Origin of the sequence: Deinococcus proteolyticus MRP, from assembly GCF_000190555.1 — a bacterium.
GTDB lineage: Bacteria > Deinococcota > Deinococci > Deinococcales > Deinococcaceae > Deinococcus > Deinococcus proteolyticus.
This window is the reverse complement of sequence record NC_015161.1, coordinates 274,808-290,865: the sequence shown is the minus strand read 5'-3', so window position 1 is coordinate 290,865 and position 16,058 is coordinate 274,808. Positions and strand designations below refer to the sequence as shown.

Here is a 16,058-nt window from a genome sequence, read left to right as displayed (position 1 = left end):
AAGAATCGGGCAAAAGGACCTGTACGCACTTTGGCCTATGCCGCCTAACATAGAGGAATGAAACTTAATTCCCTTTTGATGACAGCCACGTTGCCCCTGTTGCTGGCGGGCTGCGGCGGTGGAGGCAACGAAGCCACCGGCGAACTGCAGGACCTGATCAACTCGCGCGACAAGCACAAGGTGTCCGAAGCGGCCGGCGTGACCAGCTACGATTTCGGCAACACCGAAGTGGCGTCCAAGACCACCATGGAAGCCCGCTCGAAGGACGCCTGGCGGGTGTACCTGGACGGCCCCAAGCTGCAGCCTGAGGACTTCGGCAAGCTGGAGCAGGAAACCAGCAACGACACCAACACCCTGTACCGCATTACCGGCGGCCCTTTCAAGGGCGGCCTGCTGCAAAAGTCCGGCAACGGCCAAATCAGCATCGCGTCTGAGGCGTGGGTGGCCGGCGGAAACTGAGAGAGGATGCGGTTGAGGCGCAGGGCTGATGAGCCACGCAGCGCACGAAACAGCAAAAGGACCCCGGCCATCTCAGCGGGGTCCTTTTTCCTATTTTTCCGGGGAAAAACAACTTATTCCCCGAACAGCGCCGACCCCACCCGCACCAGCGTGGAACCTTCTTCCACCGCCGCCTCGAAGTCGCCGCTCATGCCCATGCTCAGCTCGCTCAGGCCCAGGTCGTGGGCGCGCTGGGCCGCAACGCGGAAGATGCGGCGGGCTTCTTCCGGCTGGCCGTAGGGGGCCATCACCATCAGGCCGCGCACGTCCAGGCCCGTGGCCCGCACGCCGGCCAGCACGCCGGACAACTCGGCCGGAGCAATGCCGTGCTTCTGCGCCTCGCCGTTGTGCAGTTGCAGCAGCACGCCAGGGGCGCGGCCCCATTTCTCGGCGTATCTGGCGACGGTTTCAGCCTGGGCCACATCTTCAATGGCGTGAATCAGGGCCACGCGCTCCAGGTACTTGACCTTGTTGGATTGCAGCGGCCCGATGTAGTGCCACTCGGGCTGCGGGGCACCCTGCGCCGTTTCGGTCCACTCGGCCACTTTGTCGCGCACCTCCTGCCCCCGGTTCTCGCCCAGCGGAAAGTTGCCGTGAGCCAGCACCTTTCGCCGGATTTCTTCCAGCGAGTGCCCCTTGGTCACGGCCACCAGCCGGGCACTCCCTTGCAGGCGGCCGGCGCGGGCCTCGGCAGTACGGATACGGGACAGAACGTCGGGCAGGCTCATGGGGTTATTGTGCCACCTGCGCGGCCTCCGGAGCAGGTTCCCTACTCAGTCAGCGGGCGCTTGAACAGCAGGGTGGCCCCGGCAGGGCGCACATTGGTCTGCCAGGTCGCGGGGGCATTCGGCACACTGCTGGAAGTCTTGAACGGAACGGTTTCGTCCGCGCCCAGCACCCCCACCAGTTCCCAGCCCTGGCCGCCAAGCTCATTGAGCTTGGCCTCGTCGAAGCGGTAGCTTTTGGCGCGGTTGTTGAAGTTGTCGGCGCTCAGGGTGCTGTCCTTCGCCAGCGCCTGCTGCACACCCGCAGCAAACTGGGCCGGCACTTCCAGCTGCATGTATTCCCAGGTGGGGGTAGGCGTAGGAATCACCGGCCGAGGCAAAAAGGCATTGACCGCCTGCGCCGCACTGGCGACAGCGATAATGCTGAGAAGGACGGCTTGCAGGGACTGAAGACGTTCAAGCATGACGGCCAGCTTACCCCGGGGCGGCCCACCTGCCTCACTTCTGCGCAGATGACCCGCTCAGGCCTGCGCTCCCCCACTCGCCACCGTGCTGGGGTCCACGCCCAGGCGGTCCAGGGCCGCCTGCCAGCATTCTCCGGCCGGGGTGTCCCAGATCAGGGCCGGGGTGCTCTCTTCCAGCCACAGCCAGGCACCGTCGCGGGTTTCCTGCTCCAGCTGCCCAGCGCTCCAGCCGGCGTAGCCCAGCAGCAGGCGGTAAGGCTGCCCGCTGGCCCGCACCTGCGCGAAGGTTTCGGCGTGGGTGGTGGCCAGCAGGCCCTGCACCAGCCGCAACTCGCCTTCTGCGCCCACGGGACGCTGGTACAGGCACCAGCCCACCTGCGGCTGCACCGGCCCGCCCAGCAGCGCCGTGCCGCTGGCGTCCGGTGCGTCGGGCAGCAGGTCGCTCACGGGGGTGTCCATCGGCTGATTGATCACCAGCCCGGCGGCCCCTTCCTCAGTGTGGTCCAGCAGCAGAATCAGGGCGTCGCCAAAGAAGCTGCCGCGCAGGTGGGGGCTGGCGACCAGGAAAGTGAGAGGTGGAGTGTGGGGGAGCTCTGGCATGGCGGTTTTTCCTTTCTCAGTCTAGAGGTCTAAGGGTCTGAGAGTCTAAAGGTCTAAGGGGAAAAAGAAGAGGGTCAGAGAGCAGTTATCCGCTCTTTGACCCTACGACTCTTGGACCCTTAGACCTCCCTCACGCGTTGGCTTCGCTCTTGCGGCTGCGGCCCTTGCTGCCCTTTTTGGGCGCAGGGGCACTGCTGCCGCTCACGCTCTCGCCTTCCAGCGCTTTCAGGCCGCCCACCAGGGCGTGGTCCAGCACCTCGTCCAGCGTGGTGCAGGGGTGGAACTGCATGCTGGCCCGCAGGTGCGCGGGAATGTCGGCGATGTCGGGTTCGTTGGCGGCGGGCAGGATGATGTTCTTAATCCCGGCGCGGCGGGCACCCAGCACTTTTTCCTTGAGGCCGCCGATGGGCAGGTAGCGGCCCGTCAGGGTCATCTCGCCGGTCATGGCGGTGTCGCGGCGGGCAGGCACGCCCGTCAGGGCACTGACCAGGCTGGTGGTGATTGCGCCGCCTGCGCTGGGGCCTTCTTTGGGAATCGCGCCGGCGGGCACATGGATGTGAATCTCGGAGTCGTCCAGGCGAGCCTTGTCAATGTGGAAGCGCTCAGCGTTGGTCTTGGCGTAGGTGAGCGCGGCGCGGGCCGATTCCTTCATCACGTCGCCCAGCTGCCCGGTCAGCACCAGGCCGCCCTTGCCGGGCATGATGCTGGTTTCCACGAACAGGATGTCGCCGCCGACGGGCGTGTAGAACATGCCGGTGCTCACGCCCACCATGTCCTGCGGGGCTTCGGATTCGGGGGTGTGGCGCGGCTTGCCGAGGTAGCGCTCCAGTTCCGCATCGGTCACGCGGGCGCGCTTGATATCGCCCAGCGCGATGCGGCGGGCCACCTTGCGGGCCACCGTGCCGATTTCGCGTTCCAGGTTACGCACGCCGGCCTCGCGGGTGTAGTTGCTGATCAGCTTTTCGAGCGCCGGGTCGGTCACGGTGATCTGGTTTTTCTTCAGGCCGTTCTGGTCCAGCTGGCGCGGCACCAGATAACGCTTGGCGATTTCCAGCTTTTCCTGCTCGATGTAGCTGCTGAACTCGATGACTTCCATGCGGTCCATCAGCGCTTCGGGAATCTGGTCGGGATAGTTGGCGGTGGCGATGAACATCACCTCGCTCAGGTCGAGCGGCACGCCGAGGTAGTGGTCGGTAAAGTGCTGGTTCTGCGCCGGGTCCAGCACTTCCAGCAGGGCGCTGGAAGGATCGCCCTGATAAGACGTGCCCAGCTTGTCGATTTCGTCGAGCAGCACCACGGGGTTCTTGGTGCCGGCCGAGCGCAGGCCCTGAATGATGCGGCCCGGCATCGAGCCGATGTAGGTGCGGCGGTGACCGCGAATATCGGACTCGTCGCGTGCGCCGCCCAGCGCAATCCGCACGTACTCGCGGCCCAGCGCCTTGGCGATGCTCTGCGCGATGGAGGTCTTGCCCACCCCAGGAGGGCCGGTAAAGACCAGAATGGGGCCTTTGTTCACTTCTTCGGCGCTGATCTCGCCGCGCTCGGCCCGGGCTTTGCGCAGCTGGCGCACGGCCAGGAACTCCAGCACGCGGTCCTTGACTTTTTCCAGGCCGTAGTGGTCCTCGTCCAACACCTGCGCAGCCCGCTCAATGTCGAGGTTGTCCTCGCTGCGCTTGTTCCAGGGCAGCTCGGTCACCCAGGTCAGGTAGGTGCGAATCACGCCCGCTTCGGCGGCGTCAGGGTGCATCCGCGAGAGGCGGCCGATTTCGCGGTCCACTTCCTTTTTGACCTCAGGACGCAGGCCCAGCTCGTCGATCTTGGCGCGGAAAGCCTCGGCTTCGTCCAGCTCCTCGCCGTCCTCACCGCCGCCCTGCAGCTCCTTTTGAATGGCCTTGAGCTGCTCGCGCAGGAAATACTCGCGCTGGTTCTTGTCAATCTCTTCTTTGACCTGGGCGCGGATTTTGGCCTGCACCTCCTGCACTTCCTGCTCGGTGTCCAGCAGGCTCAGCACGCGGCGGGCGCGGGCAGGAATGTCGGTCAGTTCCAGCAGGGCCTGCTTGTCTTCCAGCTTGAAATCCATGTGGAAGGCGATGTGGTCGGTCAGCTCGCCCAGGTCGTCCTTGGCGTGGGCCACCTGCTGCGCTTCGCTGGAAATGCGCCCGGCGCCCGCCACCTCGTCGAACTTGCCCAGCAGCTCGCGGCGCAGGGCCTGCTCCTCCTTGGCTTCGCCGGCCGTAGCGCGGGGCATCCGCAGGGCCGCCGTGAAATAGCCGCCCTCATCGCTCCAGGTAAACGCCTTGACAGCAGCGCGCTCCTGGGCCGAGACCAGCAGTTGCAGGCTGCCGTCGGGGTTCTTGCGGACCCGCAGAATCTGACAGACGGTCCCGAAGTCGTAGAGGTCCTTGGCTTTGGGGTCGTCCACGTCCTTGTCCAGCTGCGAGACGATGAGGATGTACTTTTCGCCCTCCATCGCCGCCTCGATGGCCGAGATGGAAATGGCGCGGCTGGCGTCAATGTGCTGCACCATGCCGGGATAGATCACGCTGCCGCGCACCGGGCAGACCGGGACGAGGCGGGGAATACGGGAAGAAGAGGACTGAGGCACAGTGAAACTCCTTTTTGCCTGGCAGGTCATTGAGAGGGGCCGCGCAGGGCCCACGAAAAAGCAGCTGAAACGCGGAAGCAGTCCGCAGAGAAGGAAGGGGGGCTGCAGGGGCACCGGTCCACTTGGCCGGAGGGTTTCCCCGTGCAGGAAACTTGAGTGCCAGTATATCAAGTCATGCTTTATTCTTTCAAGCAGACGGCAGGCTGGATTAAGTGTCGCTCAGGCTGCTGGAATGCCCGTCTTCACCGGGAATCCGCACCGTATCTACCTGCACGCCATAGCACAGCAGCACGGTCTTGAGCCGCTGCATGGCTGCCAGGGCCAGAGGCCGGTCGGCCGGCTCGAAAGCCAGCGTCAGGGCCCCCGGCTGCCCGGCGCGGGGTTCTTGCACCTGAATCTGCAGCGGGCGGCGAAAGGCGGCGTCGGCGGTCATATCGCGCAGCACCTGCACGAAGTCCAGCTCGCCCAGGCCCTCCAGGGTAAAAGTGATGCCCTGCCGGCCGGCGGAGGAGGCCATCTGCGGTTCGGTCATGGGTTCAGGCTAGGGGCCTGCGCAGCCAGCGGCGATGAGTGGCCCTGCCGGAAACCTTTGGGAGACTGCGGGCCGGGAAGGAAGAGAAGCCCGGGGATTTCCGGGCCGGCTCAGCCTTCTCGCGTAGGCAGGCGCTAAGGTACAGGGCGTGAACGCACCTGGCCGCCTGCTGCTTGCCCTGCTGTGCCTGGCCGCTGCGCTGCCGGGGAGCTGGGCAGGAGCGCAATCGGCCCCCGGCGCCGCAGCGGCCGCTGCCCCCTTCGCCCCTGAGGGCCCCAAGACGCCTGAAGCACCCGTTGAAGCACCCGGGTCTCCGGCCTTCACCTCCACCGGCGCAACCCGCTGGAATGCGTCCGCGCTCCCCGCAGGCGACCCGGCGTTCGAGCTGAAGGCGCCGGCCGGCACCGGCGTGACACTGCTCCAGGTGGGTTCCACCGCATTCGAGCTGTCGAAGCTGGAGGTCAGCGGCCTGGGCAACGCCGGCAACGCTGCGCTGGAACAGGAACTGCGGGCCGGCTTCCGGGCGCTGGATACCCTGGGCCAGTCGCAGGGCCGCACCGTGAACCTGCAGGTGCTGAGCCGCACTCCCGCCGGCACCGAGCTGACGACGCGCTGGACCGAAACCCCAGAGGTCACTGCTCCGGCCCCCGCCTCCGGCACCCCAGACCTGCAACTGCGCCAGCTGCTGCTGCCCGGCGGCGTGCGCGGGCCGGTGGAGGTCAGCAGCCCGGACCCGGTGCTGGCGGCACGTTACCGGCTGCTGGGCAGTGCCGAGCTGGAAAGCCTCAGCCCGGCGGCAGGCGCTCCCTACGGCGCAGCCCTCAGCGCCGGCGAGCGGGTCAGCGGCCTGGGCCAGCAGCCGGTGCTGCCGCTGTTCCAGGCTGCCCTGGGCGCGGCGCCGGCCCTGCGGGACTGGGCACTGCCGGACCTGAGCCGCGCCGAGTTGCCCCCGCTGGACGTGCGGCGTGAGCGGGTGTACCAGGGCCAGAACTCACGCGGCGATTTTCTGTTCCAGACGCAGAGCCGGGCCCAGCCCTGGCGGCAGGTGCTGGAAGGCCCGCAGAGCGTGCAGGAACCCGGCACCGGCCGCAGTACCCTGACCCTGGAAGTGCTGGACATGGCCCAGATGAGCCAGGCGGTGTACCGCGCCGACGGCCTGCCGCACTCGGCATTCGAGTTCAGCACCCTGCAGCTCCAGGTGACGGCCCGCAGCGGTGCCGCCGAGGTCCGCTTCACGGTGCAGGTCCGCAGCACTTCGGCGCTGCGCCCGGTGGGCAGCTGAGTGCCGCCGGTTCCTGATCCGGCGCCGACCGACTCAGTGTCCGCAGAGCCGACAGCCAACACGGAGCCAACAGCCAACACAGCGTCATTACCCAGCACAGCGCCGGCACCCATCACCGACCCGGCACCACTGCGGCGCGCTCTGCTCGACTGGTTTGACGAATCCGGGCGTGACCTGCCCTGGCGCGTGGGCCCCGAAGGTGGGCGCGACCCCTACCGCGTGTGGGTGGCAGAGATTCTGCTGCAGCAGACCCAGGTGGTGCGGGGGCGGCTGTACTACGAGCGCTTTCTGACGGCGTTTCCTACGGTGCAGGCGCTGGCGGAAGCCCCGCAGGGAGCGGTGCTCAAGGCGTGGGAGGGCTGCGGTTACTATGCCCGCGCCCGCAACCTGCACCGCGCCGCTCAGACAGTGGTGGCCAGCGGCGAGTTTCCCACCACCTATGACGGTTGGCTGGCCCTGCCGGGCGTGGGGCCGTATACGGCTGCGGCAGTCAGCAGCCTGGCCTACGGCGAAGCCCGCGCCGTGAGCGACGGCAACGTGCGCCGGGTGCTGGCACGGGTACTGGCCGAGCGTCAGCCGACCGATGCCTGGGTGCAGGCCAGGGCCGACGACCTGCTGGATCCGCTACGGCCCGCCGCCTGGAACGAAGCGGTGATGGACCTGGGGGCCACCGTCTGCACGCCCAAGGCCCCCGAGTGCCCCCGCTGCCCGCTGCGCGGGTGGTGCGCCGCTTATGCCAGTGGGGAGCCGGCCAGCTACCCAGCCCCAAAGCGCCGGGCTGCCGTGCAGGAAGTGCGGGCGGTGGCCCTGCTGGTGGGCGACGCGGAACACGCCCTGCTGGAGCAGCGGGCCGGCACCCTGCTGGGCGGACTGTATGGCCTGCCGCTGGAAGAGATCAGCGCAGGGGGCGACCAGGCCGGGGCACTGGCCCGCCTGCAAGCCCGCTTGGGGCTGGACCACGCCCGACCCGAGCCGCTGGGCGAGGTCACCCACACCATGACCCATCGCCGCTTGCAGGTGAGCGTGTACGGGCTGCCGGGTACGGCGGCAGTGGGCCGGACCGTTCCCGTGGCGCAGGCCGCCCTGTCGCGGCTGGACCACAAAGCCCTGGCCCTGCTGCGTGGCCCACAGCGCCTGCTCTGACCGGGCGGGGAGACGCGGGCTAAAAATGCAGGATGAGCCTTTACGCGAAAGGGCTTAGACTCAGGGCTGTTCCCGATAACCCATCATGGCCAGCAGTTTTTCCCGCTGGGCCTTCGCCCTCCCCCACTCTCCAAAGGAGAACTTATGCGCCCTGCCCTCTCGCTGACCCTTCCTGCTCTGTTCCTCGCCCTGCTGCCCGGCTGCCAGCGAACGCCCGCCCCCGACAGTGGCGTGGCCCCTGGCACAGGCACCGTGCGCGGCGAGCGTGCGCTGGCGCACCTGCAGCACCTCAGCCGCGACATCGGCCCACGGGTGCAGGGCAGCCCGGCCGAGGCCCAGGCCCGTGAGTACATCGCCGGCCAGCTGCGCCGGATGGGGTATCAGCCCCAGCTCCAGCCCTTCACCGTGACCCGCCGCAATGCCGCCGGCGAAGTGCAGACGGTCACTTCCGGCAACGTGATGGCGGTGCAGCCAGGCGCTTCGGACAAGGAAATTCTCGTGGTGGCGCACCTGGACAGCGTGGCGACCGGGCGCGGCGCCGACGACAACGCCTCGGGCGTGGGCGTGCTGCTGGAAGCCGCCGAGGCGCTGCGGGGCAAATCATTGCCCCACACCGTCCGCTTCGTGGCGGTAGGCGCCGAAGAAAGCTACAGCGACGGCGTACCGGGCGGCTTCCGCAGCGGTGGCCTGCAGGGGTCCAGCTTCTACGCCCGCCAGCTGAGCGCCGAAGCGGTTCAAAAGACCCTGTTCGTGGTGAATCTGGACAGCCTGGCCGCCGGCGACCATATGAACATCTACGGCTCAGCTGGCGGGGGCGGCTATGTGCGTGACGCCGCACTGGAGCTGGCCCGCACGCTGGGCCACGACATCCGCACCAGCCCCGGCCTGGAAGGCGAGTTCCCGGCCGGCAGCACCGGCGACTGGAGCGACCACGCCCCTTTCAGCCGGCTGGGCATTCCCTATGCCTACTTCGAGGCGACCAACTGGGAACTGGGCGACAAGGACGGCTACACCCAGACCGAAAAGGTAGGCAGCGTCTGGCACACCGAAAACGACACCTGGGAGTTTCTGAACGCGGAGTTCCCCGGCCGTACCGAAGCGCACCTGAAGGCGTTCAGCGACGTGCTGATTCGCCTGCTGCAAGCTCCACCCAGCCGCTGAGCGGCACCGACACTCACGGTAGGGGCCAGACCACCGTGCCCTGGGTGTCGGTGCGCCACGTCCGTACCCCAGCGGCCTTCAGGCGCTCCTGCACTTCGCGGCTGGGGTGCCCGAAGGTGTTGAAGCCCACGCTGACCACCGCGTGGGGTGCGCCCGTTTCCTGTAGCAACTCCGCCGAAGTGCTGTGGCGGCTGCCGTGGTGTGGGGCCTTGAGCAGGTCCACCTGCCCCAACCCCAGGCTGTGTTCCAGCGGGGCGGGCAGGTCGCCCAGCAGCGCGGCGCGGAAGCTCTGCCCTTCCCCTCCGCTGGCGGTCAGGCGCAGGGCCACGCTGTTTTCGTTGGGTTCGGTGCTCCACACGCGCCCCTGCGGCCACAGCACATCCAGCCGCAGCCGGCCCGCCTGGGCCACGTCGCCGCGCCGCACCTCGCGCACAGGTACGCCGCGCTGCTCGGCCACGGCCAGCAGGTCGGCCAGAGAACTGCTGTCAGGGTCGTGGTGGCCGATCCACAGTTCGCCTACCGGCATGGCCCGCAGCACGCCGGCCAGCCCCTCGATATGGTCCGAGTCCGAGTGGGTCGCCACCACCACGTCCAGCGCATGAACGCCCAGCGAGTGCAGCGCAGGCACCGTGGTGCGGCTGAGGTCGTAGTCACCGCGTGGCGTGCCCCCGCCGTCCACCAGCACGCGCAGTTCGGGGGTCTGGATAAGGGTAGAGTCGCCCTGACCTACGTCCAGAAACACCAGCTGCCGGGGCGGACTGAGCCGGGGCGGCAGCGCCGTGAGCAGGATGCAGGCCAGCGCGGTGGCAAGCGCCGCCGGAGGCCGTATCCGGCCCAGGAGCCACAGGCCGCCCGCCAGCGCCGCCAGCCCGTAGGCCAGATACCCCGCCGGCCCCACCGCGCCCCAGGGCAGCAGCGGCCAGCGCCCGAAGGTTTCGGCCAGCCACAGCAGCGCCGCGCTCAGGGCCTCCAGCGGCCACTTCAGCACTGCCCCCAGCGGCCCCAGCACCCCGGCCAGAAAGCCCAGCGGAATCAGCAGCGCCATCAGCGGCCCGGCCAGCAGGTTGGCGGGCAGCGACGAGAGCGGCACCCCACCGAACGACCCGGCCACCAGCGGCAGGGTGGCCGCCTGAGCCAGCAGGGTCACGGCCAGGCTGCCGGTCAGCCACAGCGGCGGGCCGGGACGGGTCCAGGCGGCAGGCAGGCGGGCCAGCACGCGGGGCAGCAGCAGCAAGCCGCCCACCGCCAGAAACGACAGCTGAAACCCCGGTGTGACCAGCCACAGCGGATAGGCCACCAGCAGCCCGGCGGCCACCAGCGCCACCAGTGACGGCGGGTCCAGCCGCCCACGCCCCAGCCACAGCGCGGTCAGGCCCAGCAGCCCGGTCAGGCCCGCACGCACCACGCTGGGCGAAGTGTTGACCACCATGCCCAGATAGGCGAGCAGGAACAGCGCCGGTCCCGCGTAGCGTGCCCAGGCCGGCAGCGGCAAGCGGGTCAGCAGCAGCGTGAGGGCGCCCACCAGCAGCGTGACGTGCTGCCCGCTGAGCGCCAGCAGGTGCGTGAGGCCGGAACGCTGAAAAGCGTCGCGCACAGTGACGCCACTGTCCAGCTGCAGTTCGTTCAGGTCGGAGCGGTCGCCCAGTTCCGCGCCGCGCAGCAACGCCTCGGCGCGGGGGCTGAGGCTCTGCCAGCCGCTCTCGAACCAGCCCTGCACCGCGCCCTTGGCCCAGCCGGACGGCTGCGACGATTGCACCTGAGCACCGGCCAGCACGGCCGTGGGGGCCAGGGTAAACAGCCCGCCCTGCGAGCGCAGCCAGGCCGCCTGATCGAAGCCACCCGGCACGCTGCGGGAGCGGGGCGGCAGCAGGCGGCCCGACACCGTGACTGCCCCGCGCCGCTCGGAAGGCCGGGGCGAGAGGGCCACGCGGGCGGGCGGGTCACGCAGGGTCAGGAATTGCCCGTCCCAGTCGCCGCGCAGTGTGACCTGAGCGCCCAGCCAGGGCTGCAAGGGGTCAGGCCGCGACTGCACTGTCTGCAATGACCCGAACGCCAGCGCTCCTGCCAGCGCCGCTGCCGCCAGCCCCCAGGGCCGCCGTTCCCAGGCGGCCAGTCCCAGCGCCAGCGGCCACAGCGCCCAGCCCCAGCCGTACCCCAGGGCGGGGAGCAGGGCACCCAGCACGCCCAGCAGCAGGAAAAAGGGAGCGCCCAGCCGGGGGGCGGCGGGAGTCGGGACCGGGACAGCGGGAACGGCGGCACCCGCCCGTCCCAGCACCGGCCCCGCCTCCGGGTTCAACTCTGGCCCCGGCCTACTCAAACTTCACCAGCGGCGTCAGCTGCTCCAGCGCCGCCGGGCCGATGCCCTTCACCGCGTCCAGGTCGGCCAGCGAGCGCAGGGGACGGGCCGCCTCTATCCGCGCCGCCAGCGCCGGGCCGACTTCCGGCAGGGCTTCCAGCTGGGCGCGGGTGGCGGTGTTCAGGTCCAGCCGCCCCGAAATCAGCGGCTCCACGCTGGCGGTAGCCGGGTAGTCCGGAGCCGCCTCGCCGGTGCGCTGCGTGACCGTCAGTGGGACAGCGCCAGCCCGCAGCACCTGCGGCGCACGCGGGGCCGGGAACAGCAGCGGCCACAGCGTCAGCGCACCCAGCAGCAGCACACCGGCAGCCAGCGCGGCGGTCCAGACCTGCTCCTCACGTCCCCCGTTCACATTTACCCCCGCTCACATTCAGAAGTGTAGCGAAGGGGGCGCGCTGCCAGCGCAGCACCTGCGGCGGGCACCTCTCCCCTTTTCGCCGGCAGGCCAGGCCCGTAGACTCGGACCATGACCCACAACAGTAACAACCCCAACGCCCTTAACCTCACCCCCGACCCGCAGCTGCTGGAAGCCGCGCAGGTGGCGTTCAAGCAGGCTTATGCTCCCTACTCCAAGTTCCATGTGGGCGCGGCGCTGCGCTCGGAAAGTGGGCAGATTTACTTCGGGGCCAACGTGGAAAATGCCTCCTACGGCCTGACCCGCTGCGCCGAGCAGAGCGCCGTGCAGACCCTCGCCAGCCGGGGCGAGCGCCACTTTGAGGACATCGTGGTGTACTCCGAAGCCGAGCCACCGGCCAGCCCCTGCGGAGCCTGCCGCCAGATTCTGTTCGAGTTCGCCCCGGACGCCCGCGTGGTGTGCGTGAACCACAAGGGCGACATCATCAGCGGGTATGTGCGCGATTTTCTGCCGCACGGGTTCCGCCTGGAAGACGTAGAGGAAGACGCCCAGCACTGAGAGTGGCCGGGCGCTGCGCCCTATACTGCCCCCATGCTGCTGTGGGTGCTGGTCGGATTTATCGTGCTGAGCGCGTCGGTCGTGCTGTCGCTGACGTTCGGGGCGCTGCGCACCTCGCCGCAGGTGGGCCTCTTTCGGCTGATTGCCGGGGTGCAGTTCCTGGCGGCGGCCGTCCTGGCTGGCGCCCGGCTCATGGGCAGTGCCTGAGAGGAGAAGGGAAGCAACATGCAGAACTTTGAACCGCAGACCATTGACCTGAACTTTCAGGACACGCCCGGCGTGATTGCCCTGTACGCCTGGGACACGGGCGACGGCCTGGCACTGGTAGATACCGGCCCCAGTACGACGCTCGGCGCGCTGGAAGCTGGCCTGGACCGGCTGGGAGCCGGCTGGGACGACGTGCGGCATATGCTGCTGACCCACATCCACTTCGACCACGCCGGCGCGGCGGGGCGGCTGCTGGAACTCTCGCCCCGCGCCCGGCTGTACGTGCATGAGCGCGGCGCCCGGCATCTGGTGGACCCGCAGCGGCTGTACGCCAGCGCCGCGCAGATTTACGGCGACCGCATGGAGGCCCTCTGGGGCGAGATGCGCCCGCTGGACGCTGGCCGCCTGACCGCGCTGGCGGGCGGCGAAACCCTGCGCCTGGGCCGCGCCGAGGTGCGGGCGCTGTATACGCCGGGGCACGCGGTCCACCACCTCGCCTACGCAGTGGGCGACGAGCTGTACACCGGCGACGTGGGGGGCGTGCGGCTGGACCCGCGCCAGCCTGTGCGCCCCCCCACGCCGCCGCCCGACATCGACCTGGCGGCCTGGCAGGCCAGCGCCGAGGTGCTGCGCGGGCTGGACGTGCGCCGGCTGCATCTGGCCCACTTCGGCAGCTACGCGCAGGACGGGCAGCACTGGGACGCCCTGCTGACCCACCTGAATGAGGAAGCCGAGTGGGTGCGTGAGCGCCTGGCGCGGGGCACGGCACCGGCACAGTTGGAAGAACCCTTTACCGAATGGGTGCTGGAGCAGGTCGAAAGCAGTGTGCCGGGCCTGGCGGCGGCTTACCGCTTCGCTTCGCCGCCCGCCATGAATGTGATGGGACTGGCCCGCTACTGGGCCAAGCAGGAGAAAAAACGTGAGGAACACTAAGTGAAGGTTCTGGTGGTGGGCAGTGGTGCCCGTGAACACGCCGCCGCGCAGGTCTGTGCCCGCAGTGGGCACGAGGTGCTGTGCACTCCGGGCAACCCTGGCATCGCCCAGGTGGCCGAAGTTATCCACTGGCCGCAGGACAACGCCGCCCTAGTGGCCCTGGCGCAGGAGCGCGGGGCCGAGCTGGTCATTATCGGTCCGGAAGCCTACCTGGCGCAGGGCCTGGCCGACGACCTGCAGGCCGCCGGGATTCCCACCTTCGGACCCAGCCGCGCCGCCGCGCAGATAGAAAGCGACAAGGCCTGGAGCAAGGCCTTTATGGTGCGCCACGGCGTGCCCACCGCCGCGCACCAGTCCTTCGAGACGCTGGAAGCGGCGCTGGCCTACCTGGACACCCAGCCGCTGCCCACCGTCATCAAGGACGCGGGGCTGCGGGCCGGCAAGGGTGTGACCATCGCGCAGACCCGTGAGGAGGCCCAGGCGGCGCTGCACGCCATCTTCGAGCAGCAGAACGCAGCCGTGGTGATTGAGGAATTCATGACCGGGCAGGAAGTCTCGGTGCTGGCGCTGACCGACGGCGAGCGCTTCGCCCTGACTCCGCCCAGCCAGGACCACAAGACGATTGGCGAGGGCGACACCGGCCCCATGACCGGCGGCATGGGCGTCATCTGCCCCTTTCCAGTAAGTGCCGAGGACCTGGAGACCATCCGGCGCGAGGTGATAGAGCGCACCTTGGCAGGCCTGCGGGCCGAAGGCATCGTCTTTTGCGGCGTGCTGTACGCCGGGCTGATGCTGACCCCGCAGGGGCCGAAGGTGGTGGAGTTCAACGCCCGCTTCGGTGACCCGGAGGCCGAAGCCGTGCTGCCGCTGCTGGAGAGCGACCTGGCCGCACATGCACTGGCAGCCGCCCAGGGCCAGCTGAACCCGGCGGACGTGCGGTGGCGGGATGAGGCCAGCGCGGTCATTATTCTGGCGGCCCCCGGCTATCCCGGCACGCCCCAGAAAGGCATTCCGCTGCACCTGCCACAGCCGGCGGAGGGCGAATACATCTTCCACGCCGGCACGGCCGAGCAAGGAGGCCAGCTGGTGAGCAGCGGCGGGCGCGTGCTGGCCGTGACCGCCACCGCCGCCGAATTGCCCGCCGCCCTGGCGCAGGCCTACGCGCTGGCGGGCCGGGTGGGCTTTGAAGGCGGGCAGCTGCGCCGCGACATCGGCGGGCGGATTGGCCTGAGGCCGTCAACACTGGGGCCGTCACCACTGGGGCAGCCCCAGGAGCAGCCATGACCGGTTCCGCAGACCTGCAGGCCGGAGCCGGGCATGAGGACGGAACCGCTGCCCTTACGCCGCAGCAGCTGGACGCACTGGGACAGCATCTGGTGTGGCGCATCGGCCGCGACGACCTGACCGACGAGGTGGTCGTGCGGGTGGGCTACGCCAGCGCGGCGGGGCAGTTCGCCTCGCTCAGCCGGCTGCGCAATGTCCCCGATGCGGACCTGGAGCAGGCGCTGGCCGCGGGCCAGATTCGCCTGGAGTGGGTCGAATGAACGTGTACCGAATGAAAACGTGCCAAATGAAAGTGCACCGAGAGAGCGGGCCGCAGGCGTGATGCAGTTCGGCGCCCAGCAGCGCTTTACCCTGACCCACCCCGGCACCCCGGCCGAGGCGCTCGCCTGGGCACAGGCTCCGGGCCGGGCGCTGGTTCAGGTGGATTTTTTGCAGGACGTGCAGCTGAGTGGCGCACACCTGAGCGGCGAGCTGCGCGTGCCCGTGCCGCTGCTGGGCGAAATCACCTTGCCGTTCGTGAGCCGGCTGGACACGGCACCCAGCGGCGCGTCACTCACACCCCAGCCCCTGCCCGAGCGGCGCGGCTGGGTGGAAGTGAGCGGTCAGGCGACCGTGGGCGAACCGGCCCCAGCGGGGGGCGGCACCCCAGTCGAGCTGAGCTTCGACTTTCAGGCTTTCTTGCGCTTGCCGGACAGCGGCAACCTCGGCGGAGCCGCCTTTGAAAAAATGGTGCGGGCCACGGCCCAGCGCACCATCGAGCGCGTGCTGGTCGGGCTACCAGAGCAGCTGCAGGCCAGCATGGGCCAGTAAACCCAGGGGAAACGGCGCAGCAGGTAAAGCGTGACCCACCGCGCCGCTCTTTTGCTGACCGGACCTACTTCAGCCAGCACCACTCGTTGAATTCGTACCCGCTGAGATAGACGTAGCGGTCGGCCATTTTGTCGCCGTCAATGTCAATCAGGCGGATAAACGAGATGGGGCTGTCATTGACCGTCTTGAGCAGCTTGAAGGTGCTGCCTTCTTCCGCCAGGCTCTCTTTGAGGGCAGCCATCAGCTCGTCGTTGGCGGCGGCATTTTCCTTGTAGTTGAGGTCATAGGGCAGGTCGTCGTCATCGGCGTCCAAGGAAGCGCCGTAGGTGCCGCGCTCGCAGGTGCCCAGCTTCTGCTGTTGCAGGAGCGCATTGAACTGAGGATTGTCTTCCTCCTCAGTCAGGGAGAGCTGGGCTCCCGCAGCGGGTAAGCTCAGAGCCAGTATCAGCACTGCAATCCGTTTTCTCATGTGTCTAATCTAGCGTTCGCCGCAGGAATGGCAACTTTTTTACACGAAAATCCGTGCTGGGCAGAGTTTCCCGGCTCTA

General features: G+C 68.6%; 18 protein-coding genes. 10 read left to right on the top strand and 8 right to left on the bottom strand.

Going from position 1 to position 16,058, the window contains the following annotated elements; genetic code table 11:
* Positions 1-57: 57 nt before the first annotated feature.
* Positions 58-459: a hypothetical protein gene (locus DEIPR_RS01435; protein ID WP_013614052.1), complete on the top strand. Its 402-nt coding sequence runs from the start codon at positions 58-60 to the stop codon at positions 457-459.
* Between the two features lie 113 nt (positions 460-572).
* On the opposite strand, the gene DEIPR_RS01430 is transcribed toward DEIPR_RS01435, so the two are convergent.
* The 5 genes from DEIPR_RS01430 to DEIPR_RS01410 all read right to left on the bottom strand — a co-directional run bounded on the left by DEIPR_RS01430 (position 573) and on the right by DEIPR_RS01410 (position 5,424).
* Positions 573-1,226 carry a YggS family pyridoxal phosphate-dependent enzyme gene (locus DEIPR_RS01430; protein ID WP_013614051.1) on the bottom strand — a complete coding sequence of 218 codons (654 nt, stop codon included), beginning with the start codon at positions 1,224-1,226 and terminating at the stop codon, positions 573-575.
* A gap of 41 nt (positions 1,227-1,267) precedes the next feature.
* Positions 1,268-1,687, bottom strand: coding sequence for a hypothetical protein (locus tag DEIPR_RS01425; RefSeq protein ID WP_013614050.1), 420 nt, complete (start codon positions 1,685-1,687; stop codon positions 1,268-1,270).
* 57 nt (positions 1,688-1,744) lie between these two features.
* Positions 1,745-2,287, bottom strand: coding sequence for a YqgE/AlgH family protein (locus tag DEIPR_RS01420; RefSeq protein ID WP_013614049.1), 543 nt, complete (start codon positions 2,285-2,287; stop codon positions 1,745-1,747).
* A 130-nt stretch (positions 2,288-2,417) separates the two neighbouring features.
* On the bottom strand, positions 2,418-4,922 hold the full coding sequence (gene lon, locus DEIPR_RS01415) for an endopeptidase La (protein WP_049775033.1): 2,505 nt from the start codon (positions 4,920-4,922) through the stop codon (positions 2,418-2,420).
* A 178-nt stretch (positions 4,923-5,100) separates the two neighbouring features.
* The gene (locus tag DEIPR_RS01410; protein WP_013614047.1) at positions 5,101-5,424 is read right to left on the bottom strand and encodes a hypothetical protein; all 324 of its coding nucleotides are present in this window, start codon (positions 5,422-5,424) and stop codon (positions 5,101-5,103) included.
* A 148-nt stretch (positions 5,425-5,572) separates the two neighbouring features.
* Between DEIPR_RS01410 and DEIPR_RS01405 the strand changes: the two genes are divergently transcribed.
* The 3 genes from DEIPR_RS01405 to DEIPR_RS01395 all read left to right on the top strand — a co-directional run bounded on the left by DEIPR_RS01405 (position 5,573) and on the right by DEIPR_RS01395 (position 9,010).
* On the top strand, positions 5,573-6,706 hold the full coding sequence (locus DEIPR_RS01405; RefSeq protein ID WP_013614046.1) for a hypothetical protein: 1,134 nt from the start codon (positions 5,573-5,575) through the stop codon (positions 6,704-6,706).
* Positions 6,707-6,742: 36 nt separating this feature from the next.
* Positions 6,743-7,849 (top strand): A/G-specific adenine glycosylase, encoded by a 1,107-nt coding sequence (gene mutY / locus DEIPR_RS01400; RefSeq protein ID WP_013614045.1) that lies wholly within the window; start codon positions 6,743-6,745, stop codon positions 7,847-7,849.
* Positions 7,850-7,993: 144 nt separating this feature from the next.
* Entirely contained in the window at positions 7,994-9,010 is a 1,017-nt protein-coding gene (locus tag DEIPR_RS01395) for a M20/M25/M40 family metallo-hydrolase (protein WP_013614044.1), read from the top strand.
* Between the two features lie 13 nt (positions 9,011-9,023).
* Here DEIPR_RS01395 and DEIPR_RS01390 read toward each other — a convergent pair whose 3' ends face one another.
* Positions 9,024-11,327: a DNA internalization-related competence protein ComEC/Rec2 gene (locus DEIPR_RS01390; protein WP_245532707.1), complete on the bottom strand. Its 2,304-nt coding sequence runs from the start codon at positions 11,325-11,327 to the stop codon at positions 9,024-9,026.
* Positions 11,320-11,715, bottom strand: a complete 396-nt coding sequence (locus tag DEIPR_RS01385) for a ComEA family DNA-binding protein (protein ID WP_013614042.1) — start codon at positions 11,713-11,715, stop codon at positions 11,320-11,322. Before DEIPR_RS01385 ends, DEIPR_RS01390 begins: the two co-directional genes overlap by 8 nt.
* A 114-nt stretch (positions 11,716-11,829) precedes the next feature.
* Here DEIPR_RS01385 and cdd point away from each other — a divergent pair, with 114 nt between their 5' ends.
* Genes cdd through DEIPR_RS01360 form a run of 6 tightly spaced genes read left to right on the top strand, consistent with a single transcriptional unit; the run spans position 11,830 to position 15,510 of the window.
* Positions 11,830-12,276, top strand: coding sequence for a cytidine deaminase (cdd, locus tag DEIPR_RS01380; RefSeq protein ID WP_013614041.1), 447 nt, complete (start codon positions 11,830-11,832; stop codon positions 12,274-12,276).
* Positions 12,277-12,309: 33 nt separating this feature from the next.
* A complete protein-coding gene (locus DEIPR_RS14110) occupies positions 12,310-12,483 on the top strand; it encodes a hypothetical protein (protein WP_013614040.1) in 174 nt (57 codons plus the stop codon).
* 18 nt (positions 12,484-12,501) lie between these two features.
* On the top strand, positions 12,502-13,416 hold the full coding sequence (locus tag DEIPR_RS01375; protein WP_013614039.1) for an MBL fold metallo-hydrolase: 915 nt from the start codon (positions 12,502-12,504) through the stop codon (positions 13,414-13,416).
* Positions 13,417-14,700 carry a phosphoribosylamine--glycine ligase gene (gene purD / locus DEIPR_RS01370; RefSeq protein WP_013614038.1) on the top strand — a complete coding sequence of 428 codons (1,284 nt, stop codon included), beginning with the start codon at positions 13,417-13,419 and terminating at the stop codon, positions 14,698-14,700.
* Positions 14,697-14,960 carry a DUF3248 domain-containing protein gene (locus tag DEIPR_RS01365; RefSeq protein WP_013614037.1) on the top strand — a complete coding sequence of 88 codons (264 nt, stop codon included), beginning with the start codon at positions 14,697-14,699 and terminating at the stop codon, positions 14,958-14,960. The genes purD and DEIPR_RS01365 overlap by 4 nt, the downstream gene beginning before the upstream one ends.
* Before the next feature lie 19 nt (positions 14,961-14,979).
* Complete coding sequence (locus DEIPR_RS01360; RefSeq protein ID WP_245532706.1) at positions 14,980-15,510, top strand: DUF3809 domain-containing protein; 531 nt, start codon at positions 14,980-14,982, stop codon at positions 15,508-15,510.
* 64 nt (positions 15,511-15,574) lie between these two features.
* On the opposite strand, the gene DEIPR_RS01355 is transcribed toward DEIPR_RS01360, so the two are convergent.
* Positions 15,575-15,979 (bottom strand): hypothetical protein, encoded by a 405-nt coding sequence (locus tag DEIPR_RS01355; RefSeq protein WP_013614035.1) that lies wholly within the window; start codon positions 15,977-15,979, stop codon positions 15,575-15,577.
* Positions 15,980-16,058: the final 79 nt, after the last annotated feature.

Excerpts from the sequence above, each read along its gene's own strand:
- DEIPR_RS01395 (WP_013614044.1), top strand. The coding sequence starts at position 7,994 with ATGCGCCCTGCCCTCTCGCTGACCCTTCCTGCTCTGTTCCTCGCCCTG.
- lon (WP_049775033.1), bottom strand. The coding sequence starts at position 4,922 with ATGACCTGCCAGGCAAAAAGGAGTTTCACTGTGCCTCAGTCCTCTTCT.
- cdd (WP_013614041.1), top strand. The coding sequence starts at position 11,830 with ATGACCCACAACAGTAACAACCCCAACGCCCTTAACCTCACCCCCGAC.
- DEIPR_RS01430 (WP_013614051.1), bottom strand. The coding sequence starts at position 1,226 with ATGAGCCTGCCCGACGTTCTGTCCCGTATCCGTACTGCCGAGGCCCGC.
- DEIPR_RS01375 (WP_013614039.1), top strand. The coding sequence starts at position 12,502 with ATGCAGAACTTTGAACCGCAGACCATTGACCTGAACTTTCAGGACACG.
- DEIPR_RS01365 (WP_013614037.1), top strand. The coding sequence starts at position 14,697 with ATGACCGGTTCCGCAGACCTGCAGGCCGGAGCCGGGCATGAGGACGGA.
- DEIPR_RS01355 (WP_013614035.1), bottom strand. The coding sequence starts at position 15,979 with ATGAGAAAACGGATTGCAGTGCTGATACTGGCTCTGAGCTTACCCGCT.
- DEIPR_RS01435 (WP_013614052.1), top strand. The coding sequence starts at position 58 with ATGAAACTTAATTCCCTTTTGATGACAGCCACGTTGCCCCTGTTGCTG.
- DEIPR_RS14110 (WP_013614040.1), top strand. The coding sequence starts at position 12,310 with ATGCTGCTGTGGGTGCTGGTCGGATTTATCGTGCTGAGCGCGTCGGTC.
- DEIPR_RS01420 (WP_013614049.1), bottom strand. The coding sequence starts at position 2,287 with ATGCCAGAGCTCCCCCACACTCCACCTCTCACTTTCCTGGTCGCCAGC.
- DEIPR_RS01425 (WP_013614050.1), bottom strand. The coding sequence starts at position 1,687 with ATGCTTGAACGTCTTCAGTCCCTGCAAGCCGTCCTTCTCAGCATTATC.
- DEIPR_RS01410 (WP_013614047.1), bottom strand. The coding sequence starts at position 5,424 with ATGACCGAACCGCAGATGGCCTCCTCCGCCGGCCGGCAGGGCATCACT.